Genomic DNA, 26,386 nt, shown 5'->3' with positions numbered 1-26,386 from the left:
AGACCAGAGGGCCTACCTTCGGCACCGGACTCGGTGCCATTAGCGCTCGGGAAGTCGTGCTGATTTAAGGTCTGCCTCAGGTTCAATCCTTCGACTGTGTATTATAAAAAGACTGCGTAAGCTAGCAAGTGTGCTATGAAGGTGCTACTGCATCATGTTGGGTGCCGAATAAGACGCATCACAGAGCCCCGCTGTTGTCCCACCTTGCCCTGTATGCTCGTGCAGTTTTTGTACGCTGTTCTGTGATTGCGCTCGCAAGTTCGGTCACTGCCTTAAGCACGTTGACCGGTGCCTTTTTCGGATGTCCGGCATTAAACGGCGGCGCGGGATCATAAGCCATATATAACTGCAATTCTTGAGCGACGTTCTCATCGCGTAATAGGGCAACCACAACCAGCGATCCGTCAATGCCAGCGGTAACTCCGCCTGCGCTGATCATCTTGCCATCGACAACAACTCGATCATCGCACGCGATTCCCCCAAAAAATGGCAGAATACTCAGCGCGGTCCAATGTGTTGTGGCGCGTTTTCCGTGAAGAAGGCCAGCTGCGCCGCAGAGCAACGCGCCAGTGCAGACCGAAAATACATAGCGGGCGGACTTTGCTTGGCTACGTATGAAAGCAAGGACTTCTTTGTCCTCCATCAGCTTCTCCTGGCCATAGCCTCCCGGCACTAGCAATAAATCCAGCTGAGGAGCTTCGGTGATCGTCGTATCGGGTACGATGCGCATATTGCGCATATCGACCACTGGCTGTTTATCCTTCCAAATTGTGTAGAAGGTGGAGTTGGGGATACGTGACAGCGCTTCGAACGGACCTGTAAAATCGGCCTGGCCCATCTGTGGGAAAATTAGCGCGCCCACCTTCAGGTGAACGGTCTCGGGAATTGCGCTCATGGAGTGTTCCTTTTAAAGTTCCAATCTTCTGAAATTTTCTCAGCCACCCTTGTTAGATTCCCATAGCTGCATTTTTTTCCCTTGATGTACGCTTGCTACCGGTGAAAGTCAGTAGAAGCGCAACAGTCATACATAGAGCGCTGACGTAGCCGAGGTTGGCAGGGCTGCTGTACGCGACTGTAAGTGAACCCGCTCCAGCTCCAAGCGAAAAACCCAGATACATAAACGAGGCGTTCAGTGATAACACCACCGGAGCAGATTTAATACCCGCCAAACTGACCAACGTGGTTTGCTGAGCTGGATAGAATGCCCAGTGTGCTATGCCCCAGGCTATAACCGCAACAAGAGCCGGTACGATCTCCCAGGTGCGGGATAGAAGATGAGCCGACGTCGACATCAAAATAAAGGCGAGAGTCGATGTAATTAGCGCTGGAGCGATCACTGCGCGTGGACCAAGTTTTTCAATGACTTTGCCACTGATGAGCAAGCCCAGCACCGCCGATGCACCCCAAGTGAATAGGATGTAACCAATTTGCGCCCCGTGCAGCTGAGTTGCCGTGCTAACGAACAACGATAGGTAGGTATAAGTTGTGTAGCTCGCCATAGCCCACATCGACGTCACCAACAGCCTCAGTAGAATTTTCGGTTGCAGCGCCGTCTTCACTCTGTCTTCTATTGTCGCTACCCTCAATCCTTGGCCTAAGCTTTTTGGTAGGAATAAGATTAGTGCCGTAGCAGCGACCCCAGACAGTAGTGCAACGACACCGAACGTTGAGCGCCATCCCAAGCTATCGCCCAGCATTGCTCCTAGCGGAACGCCAAAAGCAATTGCCAGCGACAGACCGCCATTCACGATGGCAATCGCCATACCCCGCCGTTCAGGTGTCACGACTGCACTGGCGAGCGCGTTCGCGCCAGGGACATATAGACCTGCAGCAAACGCGAGCAACACCCGCGCTGCCATCAGTTGCCAATAATCGCGGGCAGCCCACGCCATCGCGTTGCCTAGCGCGAAGAAACCCATCGCAAAAATCAACAGGGTGCGACGGCTGATATTACCGGTTACAACAGCCAGAATGGGAGCGCTGAGCGCATAGGCGAAGGCGAATGCGGTGACCAGTTGGCCGGCAGAGGCAATGCTAACCGAAAGGTCTGCAGCCATCCCCGGTAGCAGACCTGCAACCATGAAACTCTCGGTGCCGACGGCGAAAGTCCCTAGAGCCATCCAATACAGTGGAGCGTTATTTTTAATCTGATACGTAGTCAACTGTATTCTCCGGTACTTGGCGAGCCTTTACCGATCCATGAGTCGAGCGGAGAACTCAGGCGCGCATATATTTTTCTAGACTGTTTTGCTATCAGCGAAATGGCGATACTTCGAAGGAAGCCAGTGGCTGTGGCAGCTGCTGTTGGACGTGCCTATCAACGGTGTAATTAAGCTTGATAGTCATGTCCCGCCATCCGCCTTATGCTTTGGGGAGGATGACCTGTAACGCGGATGAACGCACGTCGCATCCGTTCAGGGTCAGCAAAGCCCGCCGTGCGAGCGATGATTTCGATCGGTTCGGTGCTGCGCTCCACTTTTAAACGCGCGATTTCAACCCGCAGCCGTTCGACTGCTTTCGCTGGTGTCTCACCTGTCTCAGCCAAAAATGTTCGACCAAACTGACGCGGGCTTAGGCACGCGATGCCAGCGAGATGCTCGGTCGACAGCTCCTCCGTCAGGTGCTCGCGCATATACGTTAGTACTTGCCTAATGCGGTCGGATTCCGGCTCCATCGCCGCTATGGCGGAGAACTGTGACTGGTTTCCTGGCCTGCGGTGATATACCACTAGCATTTGCGCCGTGTATCGCGCTACCTCACTGCCAAAATCTTCCTCAATCATAGCGAGTGCAAGGTCAATCCCTGAGGTCACTCCAGCTGAAGTCCAGATCCCTTGGTCCTTTGTGAAGATACGTTCACCTTCAACCTTTACTTTGGGAAAAAGGCGCTGAAGACGTGCCGCATATTTCCAATGTGTGGTAGCGCGTCGGCCGTCGAGCAGACCGGCAGCGGCCAATAAAAAGGCTCCGGTGCATACGCTGGCGATGCGCCGACCGCCGCGCGTGGCGGCGCGGCTTAATTGGCCCGACACTTGGGGCTGCGCATATGGATCGGTCAACGTCAAACCGCCCATTACCAACAGTGTGTCATAGGGCTTGGCGCGTATTTTTCGGGTCATTACCTCGAGCCCGGCCGAACTGTAAATCCCGCCGCCGGCCAGCGAGACGACATGACAACGGTACCGGCAGTTGTCGCCACTCATGCTTGCTACTTCGAACGCGGCAAGTGGTCCGCTTAGGTCCTGGATCTGGAAGCCCGGATAGACAAGAAATGCGATATCGCGAGTGATCCCATCCTCGTCTTGCGTAGTCGGGGCTATAGGGCTAGGGAGCGGAGCTGTCACATTCATAGTCTCAATGATCCGCCAGAATTGCATTGGCTGCAATGACATATTTCCCTCAAAAAACGTCACTTGAGAAAATTGGAGTCGAGTGGCTAAAAACGAGGGAACTGCGTCCTTTGCTATGTCCGGGTCTTGGCAGAGAATTTCGCCATTGTAACTACCTTAATGAATGTCTTATGCCAATTTCCCCTCTCTCTCGTCCCAAGACGGCATCGGCTTTGGTGCTGTTAGCTGCCGTAATCGGGGCGGGCGCTTACGGCGTCCTTCGAGCCAGTACTCCCCCGCAATCATCTCAACTGGCTTTGCCCGAAGTCGATGTTGCAGTTGTGTTACAACAAAATATCACTGACCTGCAAACCTATTCAGGTCGACTGGCGGCGGTGGAGCAGGTCGACATACGTCCACAAGTTTCTGGCGCCATCGTCGCGGTGAACATCCGTGACGGTGCGCTTGTACGAAAGGGCGATCTGCTTTTCGTCATCGATCCGCGCCCATATCAGGCGGAATTTGACCGCACCAAAGGTCTTCTTGCGGTAGCACAGGCGCGTGCCGATTACCTGCAACGCGACGGCGAGCGCGCCCAGCGTCTGATCGGTGACAACGCGATTGCCAGGCGTGATTACGAAGAGAAATTGAATGCTTCGCGCGAAGCAGCTGCAAACCTTCAAGCAGCCCGGGCCGCACTAGAGCAAGCAAGAATCAACTTGGACCACACGCGAATAGTCGCCCCGATTGCCGGTCGAGTGTCCCGCGCAGAAATCACGCTCGGAAATGTCGTTAGCGCAGGTCCTAGTGCCACGGCGCTTACGAAGATTGTGTCGGTGTCACCGATCTATGCAGAATTCGATGCGGACGAACCTACTTATCTGCTATATGCGGGGCGATCTAGGCAGGGCCGCAAGGTGGTTGCTGAGCTAGGACTGGGGGGGGAGAGGGGTTATTCCCGCCAAGGAGAAATTCAATCCGTGGACAATCGCCTCGATCCATCCTCCGGCACGATCCGTATGCGGGCGCGCTTTGACAACCGTGACGGAGTATTGGTACCCGGTCTCTACGCACGTATCCGCATGGGCGGTAGTGATCCGCACTCGGCACTGCTTATCGAGGATGCTGCCGTCGGTACTGATCAGGCTAAAAAGTTTGTATTCGTAGTCGATCAGCAGGACCGCGTGATCTATCGGGAGGTCCAACTGGGCGCGCTGCGCGGCAATCTACGCGTGATTAGTAATGGCTTACGGGCGGGAGAACGTATTGTTGTTGACGGTGCGCAACGCGTCCAGCCAGACACCAAAGTGCGCGCACATCTGGTAGCGATGGGGGGCACATCAAATTCGGACCACCAGGCTGAGAGCAAAACCCAATGAATATCTCAAAGTTTTTTATTGACCGGCCAATTTTTGCCGGCGTGCTGTCGGTCGTCATTCTATTGGCAGGGTTGGTGGCGATATTCCAGTTGCCAATCTCGGAATACCCAGAGGTAGTGCCGCCGTCTGTAATCGTGCATGCTCAGTACCCGGGCGCCAATCCCAAAGTAATTGCGGAAGCTGTGGCGGCGCCATTGGAAGAGCAAATCAACGGCGTGGAAAACATGCTGTACATGCAGTCTCAATCAACCAACGACGGCAACCTGACAGTGACTGTGACGTTCAAGTTGGGTACCAATCCAGACTTGGCCGCGCAATTGGTACAGAACCGGGTGAACCAAGCACTACCGCGCTTGCCGGAAGATGTGCAGCGCCTCGGCGTGACCACCGCGAAGAGCTCTCCGACAGTGACGATGTTCCTGCATCTCCTATCTCCGAACGGTCGCTACGACATCACCTACCTGCGCAACTACGCGCTTCTTAATGTGCGCGATCGGCTAGCGCGTATACGCGGCGTCGGCGAAGTACAGCTATGGGGCGCGGGCGATTACGCTATGCGAATCTGGCTCGACCCAGCCAAAATCGCTGAGCGCAAATTGACAGCAATGGAAGTGGTGGCCGCAATACGCGAGCAGAACGTACAAGTTGCTGCTGGAGTCGTGGGCTCCTCGCCATCGGTACCAGGCGCGCCGCTTGAATTATCGATCAATGCGCGCGGTCGGTTGACGACTGAAGAAGAATTCGGCGGCATTGTGGTCAAGACAGCCGATGGCGCAGTCACTTATCTACGGGACATCGCGCGTATAGAGTTGGCTGCTGCAGAATACGGCAGACGTTCAATGTTGGATAACAAGCCGGCGATTGCGCTGTCCATCAACCAGACACCGGGCGCCAATGCGCTGCAGATCGCTGACGACGTGCGCTCCGCGTTGAAAGAACTGAGCGCTGACTTCCCAGCGGGTGTTGAATACAGCATTGTGTATGATCCAACGCGGTTTGTTAAATCAAGCATTGAGGCCGTAATACACACACTGCTGGAAGCGATCGCTCTGGTGGTGATAGTTGTGATCGTGTTCCTGCAGACTTGGCGCACTTCAATCATCCCTCTGATTGCGGTGCCGGTATCAATCGTTGGGACTTTCGCCCTATTGCTGGCCTTCGGCTTCTCAATCAATGCGCTGTCTCTATTTGGTATGGTGCTAGCGATCGGCATCGTGGTAGATGACGCGATCGTTGTGGTGGAGAATGTGGAGCGCAATATCGCATCTGGCCTCAATGCGCGTGACGCGACCTACAAAGCGATGCAAGAGGTGAGTGGTCCCATCATTGCGATCGCGCTGACATTGGTGGCGGTATTCGTTCCATTGGCGTTTATGAACGGGCTTACCGGTCAGTTCTACAAGCAGTTCGCTATGACGATTGCCATTTCGACTGTCATTTCTGCATTCAATTCCCTGACCTTGTCCCCTGCGCTGTCGGCGTTGCTGTTACGCGGCCATGGTGCCAAAGAAGATGCGCTGACGAGAGCAATGAACCGCGTCTTAGGACCATTCTTCCAATGGTTTAACCGCTTGTTCCGGCGTGGCTCGGACAACTATGGGCGCGGCGTCCAAGGTGCTCTGAGGCACAAGGGCATGATGCTGGTGGTGTATGGGGCGCTACTCGGCATGACAATCCTCGTGACTCGCATGGTCCCAGGTGGGTTTGTGCCAGCGCAGGATAAGGAATATCTGATTTCCTTTGCACGCTTGCCTAACGGTGCCTCGCTGGATCGCAGCGAACAAGTGGCGCGCGCCATGGGCGAAATTATCATGAAGCAGCCTGGCGTCGCGCATGCGGTTGCGTTCCCAGGGTTGTCGGTGGACGGATTCACGAACATCTCCAATGCAGCTGCAGTTTTTGTGCCGCTAAAACCGTTCAGTGAGCGAAATGGGAAAGATTTGTCTGCCGCCGCTATCGCGGCGTCGCTTAACAAACAGTTCAGCTCTATCAAGGGTGCGTTCATTGCTGTGTTTCCACCGCCTCCGGTACTTGGCATCGGAACACTTGGCGGCTTCAAGATGGAACTTGAGGATCATGGCGCAGTGGGATATGAAGTGCTAAACCAAGCTAAGGCGGCGTTTATTAAGCGCGCATCCTCATCACCGGAACTTGGTCCGATCTTTTCGAACTACGAGATCAATGTTCCTCAATTGAATGTCGATTTAGATCGGATCAAGGCCAAGCAATTGGGTGTTCCGGTGACTGACGTCTTTAACACGATGCAAACATACTTGGGCTCAGTGTATGTGAACGACTTCAACCGTTTCGGCCGTGTCTATCAGGTGCGTGTGCAGGCCGATGCACCTTATCGTCAAAACGCTGAGGACCTCTTGCAACTAAAGACTCGTAATGCATCCGGTGAAATGGTTCCCCTCGCTTCCCTTGCCACTGTCACTCCAACATACGGTCCGGTATCAGTAGTGCGCTACAACGGCCATATTGCCGCCGATATCAATGGTGGTCCCGCTCCAGGTTATTCGTCTGGGGAAGCTCAGGCGGCAGCAGAGCGGATCGCCGCCGAGGTGTTGCCAAAAGGCGTCAAGTTTGAGTGGACCGACCTGACCTATCAACAGGTTTTAGCTGGCAACGCTGGCATGTGGATTTTCCCCATTAGCGTACTACTGGTATTCCTGGTACTGGCTGCTCTGTACGAGAGCTTGACCTTGCCGCTGGCTGTAATCCTAATCGTGCCGATGAGCGTGTTGTCCGCATTGGCGGGAGTCTGGTTGACAGGTGGGGATAACAACATCTTTACTCAGATTGGCATGATGGTTTTGGTAGGGTTGGCATCAAAGAACGCAATCTTGATTGTCGAGTTTGCGCGCGAACTCGAACACGACGGTCGCACACCAATGGCCGCAGCAATCGAAGCGAGCCGTCTGCGGTTACGCCCGATTTTGATGACATCGATCGCCTTCATTATGGGTGTGGTCCCTTTGGTTCTATCAAGCGGAGCTGGCTCCGAGATGCGTCAAGCAATGGGCGTAGCCGTTTTCTTCGGCATGCTGGGGGTAACTCTATTCGGCCTTATGTTGACGCCGGTGTTTTACGTGGTCCTACGGACTGTTGCGGGCGGAAAAATACATGTGGCACAAAAGGATGCGCCACACTCGACGGACTTTACGAAGGTTGCCTGATGAAGAAAAAAGAAATGACGAAAAGCTTGCCGTTGCCACGGTTGGCTATAGGCGGAATGTTGCTGTCGCTGATTTCGGCTTGCTCAGTAGAGCAACCATGGAAACGACCAGAGTTGAGTGTTCCGGTGTCTTTTAAGGAGGCACTGGCAGAAGGCGCGGGTAGCTGGAAGCCCGCCGAGCCATCCGAAGACGTAAAGCGCGGACAATGGTGGACCATATTTCGTGATCCGCTGCTTGACTCTCTTGAGCATCAAGCCATAGCCGCTAACCAAGATGTGAAAGCCGCCGCCGCGCGGTTACGCCAAGCGCGGGCATTGGCGCAGGCTGCGGATGCCGCACGCCTGCTAACACTCGATGCTGGATTCGGCGCGACACGGCAACGCGCATCACCCGCATCGCAGTCTCTATCCGATGACGCGAAGGTTCCCGCCCAGACCTTGTGGCGCGCTCAAGCTGCAGCTTCATATGAAGTGGATCTATTCGGGCGTGTTAGTAGCGGTATACATGCCGCTCAAGCAGATGCCGATCGCAGTATGGCACTGTTCCATTCAGTGCTGCTTGCATTGCAGGCTGATGTGGCGCAGCACTATTTTCATCTGCGTGAGCTTGACGCTCAGTTGAGCGTGTATCAACAGACCGTTGCTCTCCGCGAAGATGCGCTGAGGCTTGTCGAACGACGCTTCAGCGAGGGAGATACCGGAGAGCTGGATGCCGCGCGCGCACGCAATGCTTTGGAGAGTGCGCGCGCTGACGCTTTGGGAGTAGCGCGCCAGCGCACCGCCGCCGAGCACAGTCTAGCTGTGTTGTTGGGTAAGGCGCCGGCGGAATTCACCTTTGCAGCTATGCCGCTGGAGCCGGTGGTCGTACAGGTACCTGCGGGCCTGCCCTCGGCGCTACTGGAACGGCGGCCGGATATCGCGGCTGCAGAACGCACAATGTCAGCTGCAAATGCTCGTGTGGGCCTAGCTAAGTCGGCATTTTTCCCCAAGCTAGACCTGACCGCTGCATTCGGATACGAGTCGGCAACCCTCGGTAACTTGTTCCACTGGTCTAGTAGGACATTCCTGCTCGGGCCGCTTGTTGGTACTGCGTTCTCGGTGCCGTTGTTCGACGGTGGACGTCGTGATGCAGCGTTGGACAGCGCGCAAGCCAGTTTGGACGAGGACGTTGCACAGTATAGGCAGCAGGTGCTCGTGGCGTTTCGCGAAGTAGAGGACAGTTTGGCTGACTTGCACCTGCTGAATATCCAAACCGCCGCACAGACATCGGCAGTAACAGCCGCGCAGCGCGCTGGACATCTTTCCCAGATCCAGTATGACGAGGGACAAGTCAGCTACCTAGAGGTTATTGACGCGCAACGACAGATTCTGCAGGCGCGACTACAACTAAACCAACTGGCCGGGGCTCAAGCCGCCGCCACCGTAAGTTTAATACGCGCGCTCGGTGGCGGTTGGGATGAGACGGTGGGCCAAGTCGCGACGCGTTGACAAGTGCGTAGGGCGCGTCAATTCAAATTGCATGCAGTGACATCGCAGTGCTCATCACGGTGACCACTGCGATAGATGTGATGAAAACCTTGCGCGCCCATCGGGTATCGTCGCGAGTTGTGAGGCCGGCTATCGCTACCGCCAGCCATCCCGCACCAGCGACCAGCATGGATAGCATATAGAGACCTCCTGCGCCGAGTGCGCCCAGCGATAGCGAGGCAATCATAAATGCGATGATGTAAAGAATGATGTGTCGCTTAGCTGTAGCGTAACCTCTCACCATAGGCAATACCGGAATGGCAGCAGCACGGTAGTCAGCGTCGCGGAATATAGCAATGGCGTAAGAGTGCGGCATCTGCCATAGACTGAACATTACAAGCAGCATAAGCGCTGTAACGTCGAAACCGCCTTGCACCGCGCAGTAGCCAACCACGGGTGGCATTGCGCCGGAAATACTACCGATAAGTGTGCCATGCACGGATTGCCGCTTCAGACATAGCGTATACAAGCCCACGTAGACGGCGTAGCCCAGCAATACCAGCATAAGCGGCAGCAGTCGCTGGGTCGCCGTGTATAGCACTCCTACCCCAACTAATAACAGTAGCGCCGCATAGCCGAGTGCTGCCGGAATTGCGACGGCACCGCTAGCCATTGGCCTCCGTCGAGTTCGCAGCATGAGCCTGTCGATGTCGCGATCAATGACGTTGTTGACAGTACATCCTGAAGCCACAATTAGCGACACCCCGCTGGCTACCAGTGCTCCTTGTTTCCAGTCAACCTGGCCGTGTGTCGCCAACAAGAAGCCGCCGGTCACGGAAATCAGATTACCTAGAACGATACCGGGTTTGGTCAGCGAGAGATAAGCTCTGCTCATTTGTAAGGCCCAGCTCATTTAGGCTCGCAGCGCAGGAGTTGCGCGTGTATCAAGCTCAAGCTCGGCAATGACCGGTCTTGCGACTTCGGGCAGGACCATTCTGGCTCTGGTGTTAAGAAATTTTTGACGACTTTGATTGGGTTTCATATTAGGTCTATTCAATTGTAAGAGTGCTGGTCGCGCAAATTCTATGACGATTCCTTGGAATAAAAAGGACTTATTTCCCTTAGTTCCCGTCGTTCCAGATGTCAGTTTTTTTATGTCTGAAATAGAGGGAAATACGACGTTTGCGATATTCAAGGTCTGCGTTAACATGCGTTCTGTATCGACTAGAGGACTAGAAATGGACCAAGCAAAGCAATTCAGCGACGATCGGTCGCAGCTTCGCAAGATGCGCTACGCATCATTACTTGAAGGCACCACGCTGTTGTTACTGCTTGGTGTCGCGGTGCCGCTTAAGCATTTAGGCGGATGCAGCGGCCTAGTCTCCATCATGGGGCCCACGCACGGACTAGTCTTCCTACTATATTTCTGGATGTTAGTGCAGACTCTTTCCAATGGCGATTGGACACGCGGCGATGCGTTGCGCATGACATTGGCCGCTCTAGTTCCGTTTGGTGCCTTCGTCAACGAACGGGCACTGGCCCGGCGCGCAGTTACGCTCTCGACCTCTGCGTGATTGGAGCTAGCATGTTGTATCTTGTCTTGAAAGCGTTGCACGTTGCTTCAGTCATCACTTGGATAGGAGGCATGCTGACAGTTGCGATTATTCTGGCTTGCAATCGTCTGCAGCACAGTCAAGTTATTTACTGGCTCAGTGGTTTGCGGGCGTGGGACCGGCGGGTGACTACTCCAGCTATGTTGCTAGCATGGGTCCTTGGACTTGGGCTAGCATCGTTAGGACATTGGTTTCCGCAGGCTTGGCTGATGGCAAAATTGGGTCTCGTCCTGATCTTGTCAGGTTTCCATGGCATGCTTGTTGGGAGACTTCGCAGCCTCTCCTCACGTCCTCTGGCGGTTGCTTTACCTGGTGGTTTCGCGACTGCCATCGGTATTATCCTAGCGGCAGCCATCATTACTGTCGTTGTCATTACGAAGCCGCATGTCTATTGAATTAATTGAGCCGACGATGCTGCTGACAGGTGCCAGTCGGGGCATTGGGCACGCTACTGTTCGTCTATTTCACGAGAATGGGTGGCGAATAATTACCGTGGCACGTTCGCCGTTCTCGTCGGACTGCCCATGGATGGGCGGCCCAGACCAGCATATAGAGGCGGACTTATCCGACCCCGATTGCTATGGCCGGGTGGCGGATGAGGTACGCCGGCGCCTGCCGCAGGGGCGCCTCTCTGCCATTGTGAATAATGCGGGAGTGTCACCCAAGTTGGATGGTGGAGCACGAATGGGTATCAGTCAAACGCATTATGCAGACTGGCTCGACACCTTCAACATCAATCTATTCGCAGCGGCGGAACTGTCGCGTCATCTTCTTCCAGAACTAAAAGCGGCACGCGGCAGTATTGTAAATATCACCTCAATTGCTTCGGCTCGCGTGCATCCGTTTGCCGGCGCGGTGTATGCTTGTTCCAAGGCCGCACTCGCGGCGCTCACGCGCGAGCAAGCATCTGAGTTCGCTGCATTAGGAATACGTGCAAACGCGCTCTCTCCTGGGGAGATCGACACAGCCATCTTATCGCCCGGAACGGAAAAGATTGTTGAAACCCAGGTTCCAATGAACCGCCTCGGTGAGCCCGGTGAGGTAGCCGAAGCCGTGCTGTTTCTTTGCTCTGAGCGTTCTTCCTACATCAACGGCGCTGAAATCCAGATTAACGGAGGACAGCACGTTTGACGCGTGGATAATATTCAAGCGGTTGTTGCGGGCGACGCTTGGTGAAGAAGATCCATTGGAATTATTTCCGATAGCTCGATTCTAGGGAAACCGCGAACTAGATCTGGGGATTCGCCATACCTTCTTAATTTGGCGAACCCAGATCGACGAATGCGACATTCATCTTGAGCGCGGAGTGCTTGCCGTTGAGGCGGAGCTTGGTTGGCCTTTAACTCGATTTCAAGTTCTTGATTAAGTCGTCGGCCGGAGTATGAAATATGCTTCGGCCGGCGCATGCTTTTTAGCACTGTTACGCAATCGGCTTTTTCACTCTGTGGAACACATCTCTGTGCCCCTCCATTTCCTGTTTCACTTGCGCGAGAAAATCTTCCGGCCCAGCTACTGCGTGTTGATATCCCCATTTTTTATGTGCCAATGCCAAGGCAAACGGAACTCCATGGACACGATCGATAATCAACAACCGGTTGCCTTGATCGTGCAGAAGCTCCCGACCATTTTGGGAATACACGATGTCGCCGCTGATCAAGACCTCGCGTATGCAGCCGAATTCTGAGATCATTTTTTTGTCATCGATAATAGAGAGTGTGCCCTTGATGAAGCACGCATCGGGAAGGGTTGCGCGGGCGACGGCATGACGGCGCAACTCGGTTACGCACTGCTCATCGCCGCGTGACCGCAGAAATATCTGATAAAGCGCCCAATCTTTGATCTGCAGTGTCTCTTGCCTGAGTAAAAACTCTCTTTGCCGATCGCCGAACCGCTGACTTGTCCTGCGGGTTTGATATTCGCGCTCAACGTCTGCCAGAAATAGTTCCCTAAAGTGGCGAGGCATCTTGTTGAGGTAAAGGGCGAATCTTCGATAACTGTGCTCCTTATCAAGATCGGAGCGTTCTTCCTGGAGGCAGTCTCGCAAGCGTTGTAGCTCCAACCTATATTCTTCCAGAACGCGCATCCGAAGTGATCTTCGAGTCATCGTGAAACTTCGCCACAAAGTAGGTTCAGGACTGTACTTGTCAGGATTGCAGTTCGCTTCAAAATGGCTTTGACGTTCAACCGTATTCTTTAGTGTTGAGAGTGCTGCGCCGAATGGCATTCGCAATTCCTGTGTCAGGAAGTCGATGGCATTCAAGTGCCTATTGCCACAGCGAATCCGCCTTGACGGCACTGGCGGCCCGCCTGAACTATCTTGGCCTGCAATCTGATATTTGGATCGCACTAAGCCTACCTTGTCGACCATCTCCTGAAGGAGAAATTCTAAATCTACAACTTGGTTATAGCGCTCAACAAAGATTATATTTTCCGCACGTTGGCTCTTCGTGAACTCTTGTTTGTTCCGAACCTTCTGAGAGATCGCCGTGTCGTATCTCCGGCCCGTAGCTTTGGAAGGCGAGGGTAATTGAAGACGCGGTAAGCGAAGTGTCGCCCTTATATCGAGCTCGGACAGCTGTTTCTGAAAGGATAGGGAAGCTCCGATCTTATTGTAAAAGGCAATTTCTTTCTGTCTAAGCACGTTCAGCTTTTCTTCCCGCCCCATCGCCTTGTACGCTTTCGGCAATCCACCAGGGAAGTATTTGATCTCCTTCGCACGGATGGAATTCCAATCGGTTATTAGAGCCATGATCGAGTCATCAGTCCTCCTTGGACTTCCGATTGCTTTATAGCTATCGGTGTCTAGAGCGGATAGATATTCTTTCTTGTCATGGTGACTGAGCGCCAAGAAAGATTCTTTAAAGACATTGTGCCGTAAGTTTATGAAGTGGTCATGCCCAGGTGGTTTTATAGCCTCATATTCGTTTGCGCGGCCTAAATTCACTGTTTTATGATTCCCGATACTTTTAAGGTGTGCTCGAAATTCTGATGTTGTGGAAATGTTTCGATCCATTATGTGACATAGGAGGGTGCTTTTAAATTGAGCCGAGTCTCCAAGAAATACGTCGCCCTTGGAACGTTGCAATATGTTTGACTGCATTGTGAAGTCGTTTCTTCCGCTATCTCTAGGGGATATTGTTCCGTATTTCCTATTCAGATACTCCTGAATGGCGTCAAAGTAGGCTATGTTATGGTTGTAATTTCCCCAGGGATTAAAAGCCTGATTGCTTAGTAAGTTAAGATTGGGAGTTATTATGTGCATGTGCGGTAACCTAATTAAGGACTTTCCGTCAGCCGTTAAAATTCTCTTTTTTCTAGGCAAGTGAATCTCGGCATAAATGTTGTATTCGTCAGGGTGATATGCTGAAAATAAAATTTTCTTTATGTCTTCTAGCATTGAGGCAAATATGGATGCGTCCACCATATCTTCTTTTAAGGAAAGGGTCATATGATGATACTTGATTCTATTTGACTTTATGCTATTTATTATTTCATCCATTAGATCAATATTTCCAAAAGGGATTCTTTCATCAAGTTCGTCTCTTGTGCTTTCTCGTCCTTTTTTAGTTCCGAAAATTAAATAATTTTTAATTCCTTTTCGAGCGCCGGTAACACGTATTAATGTCATTTTGTTTCCTGTGTAATTGTATTGATAAAATTCAAAAATCTCCATGAAGCAACTGCTGCAGTTCTTCTAGGTAGTTTGTTAGATCATTGGCTTCTGATTTCTCATGCGGCTGTAGTAGTTGGGGTATGTTTTCGACAATGAAATCCAGCTTTTGATTTATGGAGCTCAAGTAAGCTAAACGACGCAAAATGTGTTCTGGTAGGCGTTTTTCTAGTTCTGTCTTTTTAATGATTTTTTCTGCCGCCCGTGCTCGTTTTTCTAAATCCTCTGTTGATTTCATATCGGAATTAATCGTCGATAGATCATGGTCAAAAACTTTCGATCTGAAATAATCTGAAGCATCCACGCCGTGTGCCAAGGCTAGTGCTTTAAATTGATCACGCTCTTCTTCTGTTAGTCTGATGTTGACTTGTTTTGTTTTCATGTTTTCTCCAGCCACGTCAGGGGCGTAATGGGATTCAAAGGCGCAGCCTTTGGCACATAACGTATAGCAGACACGTCAGTGTGTGCTATACGTTTGGCGTGCCTGGTTTTTAAAAAATTGCGTCTTGTAACCGTGCGCTATACACTTTATTTATTCTAGTCCTTAAATCTTTGATTTTTTTCGAAAATGGCGGCAATTTCTGGAATTTTGCTTTTTGATGAATTTATTTGTGAATGCGCATGTATTTGTTGATAAATGAGAATTGAATCGCCGTACTGATCCTATTTCAGTAATGAAAGGCGGTAGTAAATCTTCTGCACTATTAAGAAAATTTTGGAGTTGGGTATAGAGATGGCCGAATAGACGGATAAAGCGCCGAGCAGCCGACATAAGATCGGTCGGAAACTGACGTGGAAGCGGCGGGACTTGCGTTAGCTGTGGCCTGAGCGTACGTAGCAGGCGTGTTTAAGGCCGCGTTGCGAAAGCTATGACGGCACTTCGCTTCTGGATAGTCTTGAGATGTCGACTGGAGATGTTAATCGTAGCCAGAGCAACTAAATATAGTTCTGAGCGAACTACGCTTATAGAACCGTATACTCGAGTTGCGGTTTTCGCGTGGGGCGCGTGGGAGAGGGCCCTCTTACGGAGCGACAACCTCGGGCTGAAGCTCACGGAAGCATGACCAAAAAGGCTTAAGGCGGGGCGTTGGTAGGGCGTGTTTCGGCGTTCGCCCTGAAATTCCTCATTAAATATGTTCCTTCTCTTTCTCAATTTCGGCGCTAGATTCAGTTAGTATCATTCCTTGCCGCATCGCGTGAGCAACCCTCACCATCGCAGCTAGAGTCTTTTTTCCGGCAAGTAGATCCCTCTGCATCCCCTGATGTCTCATCTGCGTCTTAAGCGAGTTCCAATTACGTTCAAAGCTGAAAAATTTCTCATATCTGTCAAATCCTGATATTCGATAAATCCAAGGAAATACTCTTACTCCTTTCTTCCCTTTGAAGCTTTCCAATTCATATCCTTCCAATACTATGTCTCCTGGCAATAAATTTATAACAGGTTGATTTATAATTTTCCCAGGAATATTGTGGAAATTCTCTACACGGCTTGGTAGCGGCAATGCGACGCCGTCAGAAATTAGCTTCATCCAACTTCTCTTGATCAAAAAAGAACTGCGTACCTTCCTTAGACTGAATTCGCCGTGTTCTGTAACGTAAATGTCAAAAATATATTGGTCGTGCATATTGGACTCTAAAAAGTTGAATACGATATTTAAACATATACGTGAGTCTAAAATTTCGCATCAATGCAGAGTGGGCCATAAATTTTAATTTTATGAGAAAAAATTATCCGTGGTCATGAGTTAATTACTTATGTCCGGTGTGGCTGAGCTTTGCCAAACTTCATTCGGACATCATCCATCATTAGAATTTCAATTATAAAAATCCTATTTTCCGACGAGGCTGCTTAGGCAGTTTGATGTCTGCAGCAGTAATAATGTCGCGGTTCGCCAGTAGAGCGCTGCCTATGGCGTCTGCTGCGTGTTGTTTGACAAGGCGAGGTGAGGCCAGCGCTGCCAGCGCGTCGATGGCTGAAGGGTGGAAGACCAGATCCCTGGTATCGAGTTCATCTGACAGTTGGTGCGTGATTCGGATAGCGATACGTTTTTTCACCTCGTCGCAAAGTGATATCTGGAACTCGCGAAAACGACTGCGTATCGGAGCAGAAATCAATTCTGGCCAATTGCACGTTGCAATGAAATTGTAATTCGACACGTCGACTGGGATGTCGATGCATAAATCGACAAAGCGCGTAGCGGTATGGCGCTCAAGCAGACTGAGCAAGGGGGCGCTCGGATCAGATCCGGCAATTCCTCCTGTGCCGCAACCTTTATCCAGTTCATCCAGTAGGACAAGCGGGTTCCCAGTACACTCTCCTTCATGCTCTTGCATCGACAGTAACAAGATCTTCCCGGGCGAAGAATTTACGTAAAAGCTCGATGATCCGGCCAAGTCGTAGTTGTTTTGAGCGGATGCCATATCGATCTTCTTAAAAGCAGTTCGAAGTATTTTTGATAATGAAGTTGCGAAATCTGTCTTCCCTGTCCCGGCTTCGCCAATCAGCAAAATTGGGGTCATCCGTAGTACGTTATCACCTCGACGTTTGGCAAGCATGGCTGCCCGCACGATGTACTGTATGACCTCTCCGAATTGCTCGAATTGATCTTGGAGTGCCCGAAGAGAGAAGAAGAAGTTTTCGTCTATTTGGCGTAGTTTCCTAAACCGCCCATGGACAATCAGTTTCTTTATGATCCGGAAATTGCGACTTTGAGATTCCAGGTCGCCGGCCTCTGTAGTCTCGATCGCAGCAAGCACGTCCTTTTTGTCGAAGAGTTGAACTTTGGGGCCGTCGTACTCTGCAAGCGGATCAAAGAAGTCTTCCGACAAAAGGTAGGCGAGTTCTTCTTCCGGTGAGGTCCGTTGCGCCTTTGGCTTTGGTTCAGTGGTTGTCTCCGCCACGGGAGGGAACTCAGAATCGTTATGAGTCGCGGATAGATCTAAATGACCGTGTAGACGCTCAAAAGGATCACGGGAGTGGGGGCCAGAGTCCTGAGTGGCTTGTGATTCATTGTGGATGAATTCAAGGCTGAGTTGACAATGATGTTTTTGTTCGAAGGTTTGCTGCAATTTTGGCTCCTGCCATACTAGGTAGGAGACTTATTGTAGGCATATTATTTTTGTCCGCAACAAAATTTTAAGATTTAATTCTCAACATCATTTGAAAATTCTTGCAAATTTTCTACATTCTGGTATGGGAGCGTGGTGAACCGCGACGTGACCAGCAAACGTGAAAACAAGCATTCCGCAGGCCGTCAGAAAAAAGGAACTCTGCATGTCGAAACCTCAATTTTAGTTCTTGGCCTCTTTGTTGCTTTGTTGCTTTGTAGCTTTACCCCTTTACCATTCAAAAAATCGTTGGAAGCCGCATTTTTTCGAGAAATGAGCTTCCTAAATTTTTTATAAAGTTAATATGCGTCCATTATTAAATCGTCAGCATTCGGCGTGAAATTACTGTCTCTGCAATTTTCGTTAATGTGTGACTCCCAATGCGTCGAAATTCTTTCAAGGTGTGCAATTGCTTTGATCGAGTCGCTATTGTTTGCAATATAGGAAAGAGAGATGACGCTCTGAACCATATATTTCTGATTGCTCCAGCCGACGTAATTGATGAAATATTGATTGAGCCTCTTCGGTATTGTTATCGAATTGGATGCCAGATATCTTTCATACTTGACAATTTCATTGTTCATCAAGGGAATGACATTTTGATCACCTCGAATATTCTCGTTGTTTATTATGTAAGCCAAATGCCAGTGATCATCGATAAATTTGTTTGGATCACCATGGGGAACACATCCTGAGACCGTCACAGAATCGTAAATGAGGTTTGCCATGCGCAGATTGTTGATGGCAAGATCTATTCGCGCTACAACTTGTTCTTGACGCTGCTCATCCATAAAAATTTCCTTTATGGCCAGATAATCGAGTGTCCTGTCCCCTTTTTGTGCTTGGAAGACGGTCAAGTGGGTCTTTTCCGAACAGTGCGGTTTGGCGACGTGCTGAGTATTCTTCCAATGCCAAGAGATGACTGACGGATCTACGCCGCCACGCGCCTGCTGTTTGTAATTTTTGTAGAAGAAAATTAGCAGCATTACGGCGTCACGTTGGGCGTCTGGCAGATAGATACCGCTTTTCGAGCATTGCACGACGCAATCTATGAGCTTGCCGAATGGCCCCACTTCGCCGGTCGTTTCATTAACCAGGGAATCTGGAAGATAGATTGGATCTTTAATTACACCGCCACCCCGTTTGATAAAGAAGCCTTTTTCGGTTAGCTTTTCTGCAATGTATCCGTGGTCAGATAGCCATTTCAAGGCCGTCATAGCGGCAATTTGGGAAATGCCTAAGTAGTTTTTTATAGAGCGAATTGACCATCTTGAATTGGCTTTTGCACCCTGACCACGCCTGATTAAAATCATGCATAAAACACAATTTATATCTGCAGATCGGCTTCCGATATCAAGTAGTTCGGGAAGATCGATTTTGAAGAAATTGCCAATTTGTACTTCGAGTTTTGTCATGTTCGACTTCTCATTGCTGATTCAATAGGCGTCATGCTAGCAGCGGCGAGATGGGCAAATTTTCAAAACGAGGTAGTTTTCCGAAATATTTGCATTTCAGCGTGAAATTTTTTCGGTTTCAGCGAATGATATTGTCGAAATGTTAGCAGCTGTGCCTTAGTGCGGTAGCGCCTATGGGGGCCTGAGGTCTGCAATAGCTGTTGTTGCCAGCGTTGGACAAAAAACGGCCATCACGAATGTTCACTTATGGTGTATATTTCCATGCGGGAATATTTGAGGAATGAAGATGCGGGAAATGTTAACAAAGGCATATTGCTTTGAGTACAATTTCATCGAGGAAGCAGTATCCGCTAAGAACAGGTGGTTGAGGACAAGTGAAGCTGACCATTGGTTCTGTTGCAAGTGTCGCGTACCTATCTTTCCTAAGGTTTCTTCATTGCAGAACTGTTTTTACTCTGCATTCCCGAGCCGGCCGCATGAGCCAGGCTGTCCGCATAAGAGTGTCGACACCGAACCGGGGAACGGCAAGCCTGGGACATACGTTTCCATTCCACCACCGCCTATTTTTCCTGATGTTCTTGGCCAGCCACCGGTAAAAGTCCGGCGTAAATTTGTCGAGCCCAATGAGGAAGCTCTCGCTCAGATGATAGGAGCAGCGCCTATCGCCCATATCTACGGAAATCTGGGTGACGTAGTGGATGCGTGGACTGAAATTCCCGAATCGTCGAGACCAAGTCATTCATTGGCGGTCGGCGAGTTTTTAGCGACATATGAAGACATCTTTATTAACTTGGAAAGACGTTATCAAATTCCCGATGCACAGTTTTGGCCCCAGAGAATCTACCACTTCGAGGCAAAACTGACCCCAGGCAAAGTTCCAGGTATTTTTTTTGTCAAAAGTATTGCTAATTTTGATGGCGAAAACGGTCGCCTCCCAATCACTGCACGGGTCAAGGTTACATCAGATGTCGAGGCGAAAATTCCCGGGATCGCCAATCGATTGGCAAACCTAAAGGCCGTTAAGATATTTTGGAATGGAGATGCCCCGATATTTTCTACGGCCGGCATCGGCCCGGCGTACGCGTTAGGTGAGGGGGGCTATGTTAAGTTTGATAGTTTAGCCGTCCGCGCTCGGTAGATATCCTCTAGGCGAAGTGCCGTTGAGGACGTTCTCATTACGCCGGCCTGTAAACTGCTTGCGCGAGCCAGGCGGCCATCATGGTTCTACAACGAGAGTCGAAAAGGACGCAGCCGGCATTTTACGAGCAGCGCAACGAGTCAAACAAGTCGTCTATTGTTTTATCTGTATCTAGCTGTTCGTGGCGCATTTCTTTCCAATCATCGGCCTGCTGATCAGCATACGCTTCTTGGCGCTCGATGAATTCCGCTTGCGCTTCTTCTACCGCGTGAAGAGGACCTTCAAAATCAACATTTGTAAATCCCGCTATCGCCGCTAGGCCGCGTTCCAAGGTCGAATACTCGACCTCGGACTGGCACTCCCCAAGCTCGACGCGAAAGTGACTTTCCCGGTAGTTTCTTGCCGCAGCCTCCAACAACTGGTGCAACGGCGGATCAACCTCCTCCGGCCTGATCGTCTTCAATAGGTCATGAAATTCGTCGGAAGTGCAGCCCTCACGCGCAGACGCCGCGAGCGCGAAAATGATACGCTTACGCGTTTCCGGCTTGGCGGTGTTAAATTGCACGCTGCTGGACTCGATTTTTGCGAGCAGTTCCACCCCATCACCGATATCGGCTGGCGTTTCATTCCAATCCGCAATCAGCTTTTCAACACTTGCCACGGCAACCTTGGAAAGCGACGCTGAGGACAGCACTTCGGCGACCTGCAACAGTAGGCTGACGCGGGTTTCAATGCTGTCGTCGATACGCGTGATTCCGCCGCTTACTTTCAGATACGACGGCGCGTGGAGCAGCCGTTCAAATGCGACTGCGACGCGATCCGATTCTGCCATTAGATACCGCATCACTGCCGGCGCGTCAGCGCGGGCAAAATTCCATATCCGCCGGACCTGCTCGAATCGGATGGCGCCCTCAATCATGTCGAGGGCGTTTGGCACATCGTCCAGCACTACCATGTTGAGCATATCTAAAACCGAGGGATCGATCACCTCGATCACCACCCCCGGCCGGATAAACGAGCCGTTGAGTTCCGCAAGTGCGCTGCGCCAATCTGCGGGACTGGTTGCGAAGCCATAACGTTGCGCGCGTAAGCCGTGGAGGTTTTGAAACAGTCGCTCCAATGTCAGCGGGCCAATTCTGCCGCCGACCGAATAGAGCGCCAATAGCAAGCTGTGCGCCGCGCTACTGATCTGGTGCTCATATGCGTGACGCCATATTTCAGCAGGATTGGCAAGCAGCCCCCTGACAAAATCAGCGTATTGCTCGGGGCCTACGTCCTTGACACGTCTGAACGTTGACAACCACTCGATGAGGCGCGGGTTGAATTTTTTATGCTTGACGATCTCGTGGTAGAAGCGATTGGTCAGCAGCACCGTTCGGTAGTTTTCAGGCAGATCGCTGAAGTAAACGTGGTTGTACAGGATTTCCGCCCGTTGCCCCAACGAGTAGTCACGGATCTCAAGCACACAACGGCTGCCGATCAGATCCGAATGCTTGAGTTTCTCAGATGTGGCGATTGCCTGCATCAGAATGTGTTCGCGCGTGGTCATTACCAATCGCGCGTTGGGCGAACCTTTGATCAACTCGATAAAATCCAGAATCGCCCGGTCTTCGTTGCGTGTGAAGGCGGTTGCCCGTTCACCCAGGAACGTCGCGCCGATGAAATCGTCGAAGTAGAAGATTTGCTTGCGCCCCTGGTGGAAACGCTCTCGCCCAGTCTGAAAATCGGTCAAGATCGATATGGGTTCGTACCCCTCGCTGGTAAAGTAATACAGCAGCATCTTTGCCAGCGTTGTTTTTCCAACGCCAGGCGGCCCCGAAATGATGGCGACGTGATCGTTGCTGAGCATGTTTTGTGCTCTGGGATATGCGTCACTGCTGACGTAGCGCTTGATGTCGCTATAGACGCGTTCGACTTCGAACTCGCTTTGAACGACAGACGCATTGTGGAGTGCACGATCCAAGACCGCCTTACTGGCTAGCCATAGCTTGAAGTGTCGGTTTTCTACATCGGAATGCACCGAGAGCAGATTGTTAAGATCATCCTTGCCCAGAATATCGCCAGTGGCAAGGGGGATGCCAAACATATTTTGAATGGCGGTCTTGTTGTGTGGCGACAAACCAACCGAGGTGACGAGGATATACCGGGTTGGTCGCAGCTTCGCGACTTTGCCCGCTTCACTCGTCAAGTCCCGCAACAATCTAGCCAGCCCGGATTCCGCATAATGCTTGCATTGCACAATGATGGCACCAGTGGCGCTAGCATGACGAAAATCGATGCCGTCATCCTTGCCAGACTTGAACGACTCTAAAAAGACTTGGTCTCGAGCTTGGATCAAATCCCTAGAAAGCACTTCGAAATCGTGAGGGGAAAGCTGCTTAAAGTCGTAATTGGGCATCGGTTATGTGGCGGCAAATAATTGGCATGATGACTATGGCTATTTCTGCGAGCAGTTGTCAAGTGCGTGGATGGGAATTTGGGGATTCGGATATGCTGCCCATTTACAGGTGTTCGTGCTGAGATCGAACTTGACGTCGCAGCGCCTTCGACTCTCGTAGCAGAGCATTTGCTTAACGATGAGGAAAGCTGGAGATGCACAAGGAATGGGGCGTTGGGTTCAAGACACCCAAGGGGCCGTTCTTGCTGTGACGAATCACCTCTAAGCGGAGCACCGTGGTCTGCGCGATATGGATGGATATGGCGGGCTACGCACCGATGTGATCGGCGCAATGCGTTCATCCGGACGCGTCCGCCATAATCGCTGGCGGGTATAACGGGTTCGTGCCGAACGCCTGATCGTACCTGAGCGAGCGGTAGTGGGTACGATCCTCCCAGTCGGGACAGTATAGCGCGGTTGCCGTCAGCCAGTCCTCGGCGCCGGCGATCACTTGCTCGGCATGGGCCAGCAATTGATAGGTCGAAATGATTTTGAAGCGTTCGGAAACAGGAACCGCGAGATCCGCGTGCCAGTCTTTCTCCAAGGCGGCGGCACGCTGACGCAGTTCGTGCTGCCAAGTCGCGCGCGCTGTGTCATCCAGGCATTCGACGATGTAGCCGATTAGTGGGAAGTCAAAGGCGCTTTGCTTGACGCCGCTGACATGACTCGAATAGTCGGTACGGCCGAAGTCCCACAGCAACCATCGCCGATATGCCGCGCTCCAAAGTCGCTGCCGTCGCTGTGGCGTCGCCTCAGTGCTGAACGTTAGCAGTGCGGCTGCAACGTGCTGCCGGTTCTCTTCGTAGTCGCTGAGCGACGCCACGTAGGTATCGATTGCCTCGTCGGGGGCGTCGGCGAGCATCGTCCCCATGACGTTTTGCAACTGCGGATAGCGGCCTGGGTATTCATTGAACACGGCCTGCCAGCGCGCCCATTCGTCGGGAACACCAGCGGCTTCTTTCAGCAGGGATTTCCACTCTGCCGGAAAGCTGCTTGCTCCCATCGCCGCCATGTGTGCGGAGTGAAACACCGTCCAGAATCTGAGCGTCCAGTTGTCAACGGTGGCCGCGAGCCGCAGCGATTCCGCAGCGGGCGCCTGCAGTACATAGGTGTTGACTTCGAAAAAATCGTGCTCATTTTCAAAGAAGGCTCGTAAGCTTGCCGGATGTACTCGCGCCAATGCGGCGTAAGCTTGCTGCTTGAGCGGCGACTGGAACTCGTAGGCATTTCGCTGCACGATCCACTGTAGCCCTTTCCAGTTGCGCGCGGCGGCTTGGGCGAGTATGCCGGGTATTTGGTCGGCGTCGTACCGAAAGCGCGCGGACAGACTTATGCCGTTAACACGGCAGGCTCTGACGATACCGCGCAGATCTTCAATCAAGGGTGGGGGAAAGCTGGTGGCCGCCTGACACAGCTTGTCCCAAAGCCGCCCGTCGCAGTCCATCAACGACGTCAGCGCCAGTAGCTGCTGCAGGCAGAATGGCTGTGGTAGGTCCTGCGTATCGTTTGCCAGCGCTTGGGCAAGCCATGTAAAAAGCCCGTCGTATTGCTTGCACTCGTCATCGCTCAACTCGGTATGGCCGAACCCCAGGAAGGTATAGGCGTCGCGCAGCGCTCTCCTAGTTAAGTTGAATTGCTCCGAGACGCCGTCAGCCGTCAGGTTGAAGCAGTTGGCGGGGGAAAAAGACAGCGCGCCGGCGGCCCGTCTGACGATGTCGTTGAGTAGATCGTTCCTCTTCATTTGTATTTCCAAACAAGAAATTCTGCGTCCTGGCTTTGCTGCCAGAAGTCCTCGAATGCCTGCTGCACCGGCTCAGGGTAAGCTACTTCCTGTACGATGCAGTGCTGAGCCCCTATATGGTTGATGGAAGCGCCCAGCGACCAGGCACGTGTGCGGTCGCGTCCCAGACCCGGAAAGATTAGGAAGCGGTCGTGGAAGCTGCCCTTTTCTGTGGAGCTTAGGCGATATTCCAGACGCATGCGGGCCGGTGTCTCAAAGGCCGTTTCGAGCGTGCGGTGTTGTGTCTCGATCCACTTCTGTCGCTTGCTGTCATCGGACATGTCCGGTACGCCATCGGCCTGCCTAGTTTGCGCGCCGGTTTCGTGCAGGCTGGCACCTTTGGTCGAAGTCAGCGCACGCAATTCGGTGCCTGTGTCCGTGCAAAACGTCAGAGTATTGAGAATGTCGTTAGCAGACAGGTAGGGATCCCACAAGTAGACCGCACCCTGATTGACGGTGCGTATCAGTTCCCTCAGATCCTGCAGCGCGCGCATCTGCTCGGCTTGCGCATGTGCTGTTCCTTGGCCATATTGTAGGAATCGCCTGGACTCGATCAGCTGTTTCATTTTCTCCTTCAGCTCCCGGCGTCCGCGCCAGTCGGTTTCCCTTGGAAGCATGGCCGTCCATGCGGCGCGCCCGCCGCCTGACGGCTCCCAAACAGCAACTTTATGGGTGACAATCTGCCTGCCGGGTTCTTCCACGCTGAACCGGCGGGGTTCGACTAAGGTGCTGTTGTATGACTCGATCGTTCTGGTCTTCGTGTGCACCTGGGACGGCGCTGTCGCCGCCAGCAGCATGCCGTTTTCGGTATCGTATACAGAAAATTGGAGACTGCCGGCAAGGGGAGGGATTTGCCATTGCAGATGTCCGACAGGGAGCGGTGCGCGCTGCAGACTGATCAGTCCTTCCTGCTCGACGCGATAGTCGACTGCAACCGCGCGCGGCGCGATACACGGATTCCACGCTACTTGCAGATCCACGGGTGCGCCCGGACGGCGGCGGAATTCAACCATTAAGGCATTGGCGGGCACCTGCAACACGATATCGCCGATGCGGTCGGGTACCCGCGATAGATTCAGCGGCAGCAGCGTGCCCAGCCATACAGAAAGCTGTTCCACCAGCGCGTCCCGCGTCACCAAGTCCTGTAACGTCGATTTTGCGTGGTCCTTGAGTTCGAGTACGTAGGAGCCAGACCAGAAATTGTTCTTCAGTACGCTGTTGAGAGGTATGCTGGACCACGCGTCCGGCGGACAGAACAAGGCCGGCGATGCGTGCAGTGCGCCGATGATCAGCGCGGGCATGCCAGGCGGCAGCCAGATGCCGTCGCGGCGATAGCGCTCAATGCACTCCAGCACGGCGTCGATTGCGACTGGGCGCCGGGTCACGCGGAATTGCCATCCTTTCAGGCCGCTCAGTTTTTTGCTTTTTTTTGATAAAAACGGGTCGCAGGGCGACGGCGGCATGTCGCCCTGTTCAGCGATATAGACCGAGAACACATTGTGCACTTCCTTGGTACTTGTGCCCTGAACCTCACGGAAGGCGATCAGTTCCACCGCTTCGAACCAGGTGTAGTGCCCGAGCAATCCTGGCGCCAGCAGGTACTTCAAATCGCTTACCGCTTCCTGCAGATGTTCTTTCTGTTTTGACTCTTGCATCGTGTTGTCCGACCTGTATCGGCGTTCATTGGTTTCACTGATTAAACGTCCGCCGTGCGCCGCGATGTAGGTGGCGTGCGGCATCCATAGCGGTAGCAGGGGAGGCCGCCTTGTCGCGGTGTATTACACCAGATCCTGCCGCTACTCGCAAATCGCATTGTCTTGTTTCTCGGAACGCGGCATGGCAAGGAATGGCAGCCCTCCTTCCTTGCAGGTTG

Annotated in this window: 20 protein-coding genes; 8 read left to right on the top strand and 12 right to left on the bottom strand. The window is 52.2% G+C overall.

Going from position 1 to position 26,386, the window contains the following annotated elements:
- Positions 1-178: 178 nt before the first annotated feature.
- The 3 genes from GTP90_RS19685 to GTP90_RS19675 form a co-directional block, all read right to left on the bottom strand.
- Positions 179-895 (bottom strand): DJ-1/PfpI family protein, encoded by a 717-nt coding sequence (locus GTP90_RS19685; RefSeq protein ID WP_161085156.1) that lies wholly within the window; start codon positions 893-895, stop codon positions 179-181.
- 52 nt (positions 896-947) lie between these two features.
- The gene (locus GTP90_RS19680; RefSeq protein WP_161085174.1) at positions 948-2,120 is read right to left on the bottom strand and encodes an MFS transporter; all 1,173 of its coding nucleotides are present in this window, start codon (positions 2,118-2,120) and stop codon (positions 948-950) included.
- Between the two features lie 209 nt (positions 2,121-2,329).
- On the bottom strand, positions 2,330-3,391 hold the full coding sequence (locus tag GTP90_RS19675) for a GlxA family transcriptional regulator (RefSeq protein WP_254451953.1): 1,062 nt from the start codon (positions 3,389-3,391) through the stop codon (positions 2,330-2,332).
- Positions 3,392-3,519: 128 nt separating this feature from the next.
- Between GTP90_RS19675 and GTP90_RS19670 the strand changes: the two genes are divergently transcribed.
- Genes GTP90_RS19670 through GTP90_RS19660 form a run of 3 tightly spaced genes read left to right on the top strand, consistent with a single transcriptional unit; the run spans position 3,520 to position 9,373 of the window.
- Positions 3,520-4,707: an efflux RND transporter periplasmic adaptor subunit gene (locus GTP90_RS19670; protein WP_161085155.1), complete on the top strand. Its 1,188-nt coding sequence runs from the start codon at positions 3,520-3,522 to the stop codon at positions 4,705-4,707.
- Positions 4,704-7,886 carry an efflux RND transporter permease subunit gene (locus GTP90_RS19665; protein WP_161085154.1) on the top strand — a complete coding sequence of 1,061 codons (3,183 nt, stop codon included), beginning with the start codon at positions 4,704-4,706 and terminating at the stop codon, positions 7,884-7,886. The genes GTP90_RS19670 and GTP90_RS19665 overlap by 4 nt, the downstream gene beginning before the upstream one ends.
- Complete coding sequence (locus GTP90_RS19660) at positions 7,886-9,373, top strand: efflux transporter outer membrane subunit (protein WP_161085153.1); 1,488 nt, start codon at positions 7,886-7,888, stop codon at positions 9,371-9,373. The genes GTP90_RS19665 and GTP90_RS19660 overlap by 1 nt, the downstream gene beginning before the upstream one ends.
- Positions 9,374-9,395: 22 nt before the next feature.
- On the opposite strand, the gene cyoE is transcribed toward GTP90_RS19660, so the two are convergent.
- Positions 9,396-10,265 carry a heme o synthase gene (gene cyoE / locus GTP90_RS19655; protein ID WP_254451952.1) on the bottom strand — a complete coding sequence of 290 codons (870 nt, stop codon included), beginning with the start codon at positions 10,263-10,265 and terminating at the stop codon, positions 9,396-9,398.
- 172 nt (positions 10,266-10,437) lie between these two features.
- Here cyoE and GTP90_RS19650 point away from each other — a divergent pair, with 172 nt between their 5' ends.
- The 3 genes from GTP90_RS19650 to GTP90_RS19640 are packed head-to-tail and all read left to right on the top strand — an operon-like array spanning position 10,438 to position 12,096.
- Positions 10,438-10,926 (top strand): DUF3817 domain-containing protein, encoded by a 489-nt coding sequence (locus GTP90_RS19650; protein WP_254451951.1) that lies wholly within the window; start codon positions 10,438-10,440, stop codon positions 10,924-10,926.
- A gap of 11 nt (positions 10,927-10,937) precedes the next feature.
- On the top strand, positions 10,938-11,360 hold the full coding sequence (locus GTP90_RS19645) for a CopD family protein (RefSeq protein ID WP_161085152.1): 423 nt from the start codon (positions 10,938-10,940) through the stop codon (positions 11,358-11,360).
- Positions 11,350-12,096: an SDR family NAD(P)-dependent oxidoreductase gene (locus tag GTP90_RS19640; RefSeq protein ID WP_254451950.1), complete on the top strand. Its 747-nt coding sequence runs from the start codon at positions 11,350-11,352 to the stop codon at positions 12,094-12,096. Before GTP90_RS19645 ends, GTP90_RS19640 begins: the two co-directional genes overlap by 11 nt.
- Positions 12,097-12,385: 289 nt before the next feature.
- On the opposite strand, the gene GTP90_RS19635 is transcribed toward GTP90_RS19640, so the two are convergent.
- The 4 genes from GTP90_RS19635 to GTP90_RS19620 all read right to left on the bottom strand — a co-directional run bounded on the left by GTP90_RS19635 (position 12,386) and on the right by GTP90_RS19620 (position 17,704).
- Positions 12,386-14,638, bottom strand: a complete 2,253-nt coding sequence (locus GTP90_RS19635; RefSeq protein WP_161085151.1) for a hypothetical protein — start codon at positions 14,636-14,638, stop codon at positions 12,386-12,388.
- On the bottom strand, positions 14,625-15,017 hold the full coding sequence (locus GTP90_RS19630) for a plasmid mobilization protein (protein WP_161085150.1): 393 nt from the start codon (positions 15,015-15,017) through the stop codon (positions 14,625-14,627). Before GTP90_RS19630 ends, GTP90_RS19635 begins: the two co-directional genes overlap by 14 nt.
- Positions 15,018-15,762: 745 nt before the next feature.
- A complete protein-coding gene (locus GTP90_RS19625; protein ID WP_161085149.1) occupies positions 15,763-16,260 on the bottom strand; it encodes a hypothetical protein in 498 nt (165 codons plus the stop codon).
- 193 nt (positions 16,261-16,453) lie between these two features.
- Complete coding sequence (locus GTP90_RS19620; RefSeq protein WP_161085148.1) at positions 16,454-17,704, bottom strand: AAA family ATPase; 1,251 nt, start codon at positions 17,702-17,704, stop codon at positions 16,454-16,456.
- A gap of 135 nt (positions 17,705-17,839) precedes the next feature.
- On the opposite strand from GTP90_RS19620, the gene GTP90_RS19615 reads away from it, so the two are divergent.
- Entirely contained in the window at positions 17,840-18,040 is a 201-nt protein-coding gene (locus GTP90_RS19615) for a hypothetical protein (protein WP_161085147.1), read from the top strand.
- A gap of 2 nt (positions 18,041-18,042) precedes the next feature.
- Here GTP90_RS19615 and GTP90_RS19610 read toward each other — a convergent pair whose 3' ends face one another.
- On the bottom strand, positions 18,043-19,158 hold the full coding sequence (locus GTP90_RS19610) for a hypothetical protein (RefSeq protein WP_161085146.1): 1,116 nt from the start codon (positions 19,156-19,158) through the stop codon (positions 18,043-18,045).
- Between the two features lie 286 nt (positions 19,159-19,444).
- Here GTP90_RS19610 and GTP90_RS19605 point away from each other — a divergent pair, with 286 nt between their 5' ends.
- The gene (locus GTP90_RS19605) at positions 19,445-20,296 is read left to right on the top strand and encodes an MDR/zinc-dependent alcohol dehydrogenase-like family protein (RefSeq protein WP_217432005.1); all 852 of its coding nucleotides are present in this window, start codon (positions 19,445-19,447) and stop codon (positions 20,294-20,296) included.
- Positions 20,297-20,417: 121 nt separating this feature from the next.
- Here GTP90_RS19605 and GTP90_RS19600 read toward each other — a convergent pair whose 3' ends face one another.
- The 3 genes from GTP90_RS19600 to GTP90_RS19590 form a co-directional block, all read right to left on the bottom strand.
- Complete coding sequence (locus tag GTP90_RS19600; protein ID WP_161085144.1) at positions 20,418-22,694, bottom strand: nSTAND3 domain-containing NTPase; 2,277 nt, start codon at positions 22,692-22,694, stop codon at positions 20,418-20,420.
- A gap of 337 nt (positions 22,695-23,031) precedes the next feature.
- A complete protein-coding gene (locus tag GTP90_RS19595) occupies positions 23,032-24,474 on the bottom strand; it encodes a hypothetical protein (RefSeq protein ID WP_161085143.1) in 1,443 nt (480 codons plus the stop codon).
- Positions 24,471-26,252, bottom strand: a complete 1,782-nt coding sequence (locus GTP90_RS19590; RefSeq protein WP_161085142.1) for a VPA1262 family N-terminal domain-containing protein — start codon at positions 26,250-26,252, stop codon at positions 24,471-24,473. The genes GTP90_RS19595 and GTP90_RS19590 overlap by 4 nt, the downstream gene beginning before the upstream one ends.
- Positions 26,253-26,386: the final 134 nt, after the last annotated feature.

It is taken from the genome of Duganella vulcania, from assembly GCF_009857655.1.
Lineage (GTDB): Bacteria > Pseudomonadota > Gammaproteobacteria > Burkholderiales > Burkholderiaceae_D > Rugamonas > Rugamonas vulcania.
The sequence above is the reverse complement of the archived record's forward strand: the minus strand, read 5'-3'. Positions and strand labels throughout refer to the sequence as shown.

Excerpts from the sequence above, each read along its gene's own strand:
- GTP90_RS19590 (WP_161085142.1), bottom strand. The coding sequence starts at position 26,252 with ATGCCGCACGCCACCTACATCGCGGCGCACGGCGGACGTTTAATCAGT.
- GTP90_RS19605 (WP_217432005.1), top strand. The coding sequence starts at position 19,445 with ATGCGGGAAATGTTAACAAAGGCATATTGCTTTGAGTACAATTTCATC.
- GTP90_RS19610 (WP_161085146.1), bottom strand. The coding sequence starts at position 19,158 with ATGACAAAACTCGAAGTACAAATTGGCAATTTCTTCAAAATCGATCTT.
- GTP90_RS19650 (WP_254451951.1), top strand. The coding sequence starts at position 10,438 with ATGACGATTCCTTGGAATAAAAAGGACTTATTTCCCTTAGTTCCCGTC.
- GTP90_RS19635 (WP_161085151.1), bottom strand. The coding sequence starts at position 14,638 with ATGGAGATTTTTGAATTTTATCAATACAATTACACAGGAAACAAAATG.
- GTP90_RS19645 (WP_161085152.1), top strand. The coding sequence starts at position 10,938 with ATGTTGTATCTTGTCTTGAAAGCGTTGCACGTTGCTTCAGTCATCACT.
- GTP90_RS19685 (WP_161085156.1), bottom strand. The coding sequence starts at position 895 with ATGAGCGCAATTCCCGAGACCGTTCACCTGAAGGTGGGCGCGCTAATT.
- GTP90_RS19595 (WP_161085143.1), bottom strand. The coding sequence starts at position 24,474 with ATGAAGAGGAACGATCTACTCAACGACATCGTCAGACGGGCCGCCGGC.
- GTP90_RS19670 (WP_161085155.1), top strand. The coding sequence starts at position 3,520 with ATGCCAATTTCCCCTCTCTCTCGTCCCAAGACGGCATCGGCTTTGGTG.
- GTP90_RS19630 (WP_161085150.1), bottom strand. The coding sequence starts at position 15,017 with ATGAAAACAAAACAAGTCAACATCAGACTAACAGAAGAAGAGCGTGAT.
- GTP90_RS19625 (WP_161085149.1), bottom strand. The coding sequence starts at position 16,260 with ATGCACGACCAATATATTTTTGACATTTACGTTACAGAACACGGCGAA.
- GTP90_RS19665 (WP_161085154.1), top strand. The coding sequence starts at position 4,704 with ATGAATATCTCAAAGTTTTTTATTGACCGGCCAATTTTTGCCGGCGTG.
- cyoE (WP_254451952.1), bottom strand. The coding sequence starts at position 10,265 with ATGAGCTGGGCCTTACAAATGAGCAGAGCTTATCTCTCGCTGACCAAA.
- GTP90_RS19600 (WP_161085144.1), bottom strand. The coding sequence starts at position 22,694 with ATGCCCAATTACGACTTTAAGCAGCTTTCCCCTCACGATTTCGAAGTG.
- GTP90_RS19660 (WP_161085153.1), top strand. The coding sequence starts at position 7,886 with ATGAAGAAAAAAGAAATGACGAAAAGCTTGCCGTTGCCACGGTTGGCT.
- GTP90_RS19675 (WP_254451953.1), bottom strand. The coding sequence starts at position 3,391 with ATGTCATTGCAGCCAATGCAATTCTGGCGGATCATTGAGACTATGAAT.
- GTP90_RS19640 (WP_254451950.1), top strand. The coding sequence starts at position 11,350 with ATGTCTATTGAATTAATTGAGCCGACGATGCTGCTGACAGGTGCCAGT.
- GTP90_RS19680 (WP_161085174.1), bottom strand. The coding sequence starts at position 2,120 with ATGGCTCTAGGGACTTTCGCCGTCGGCACCGAGAGTTTCATGGTTGCA.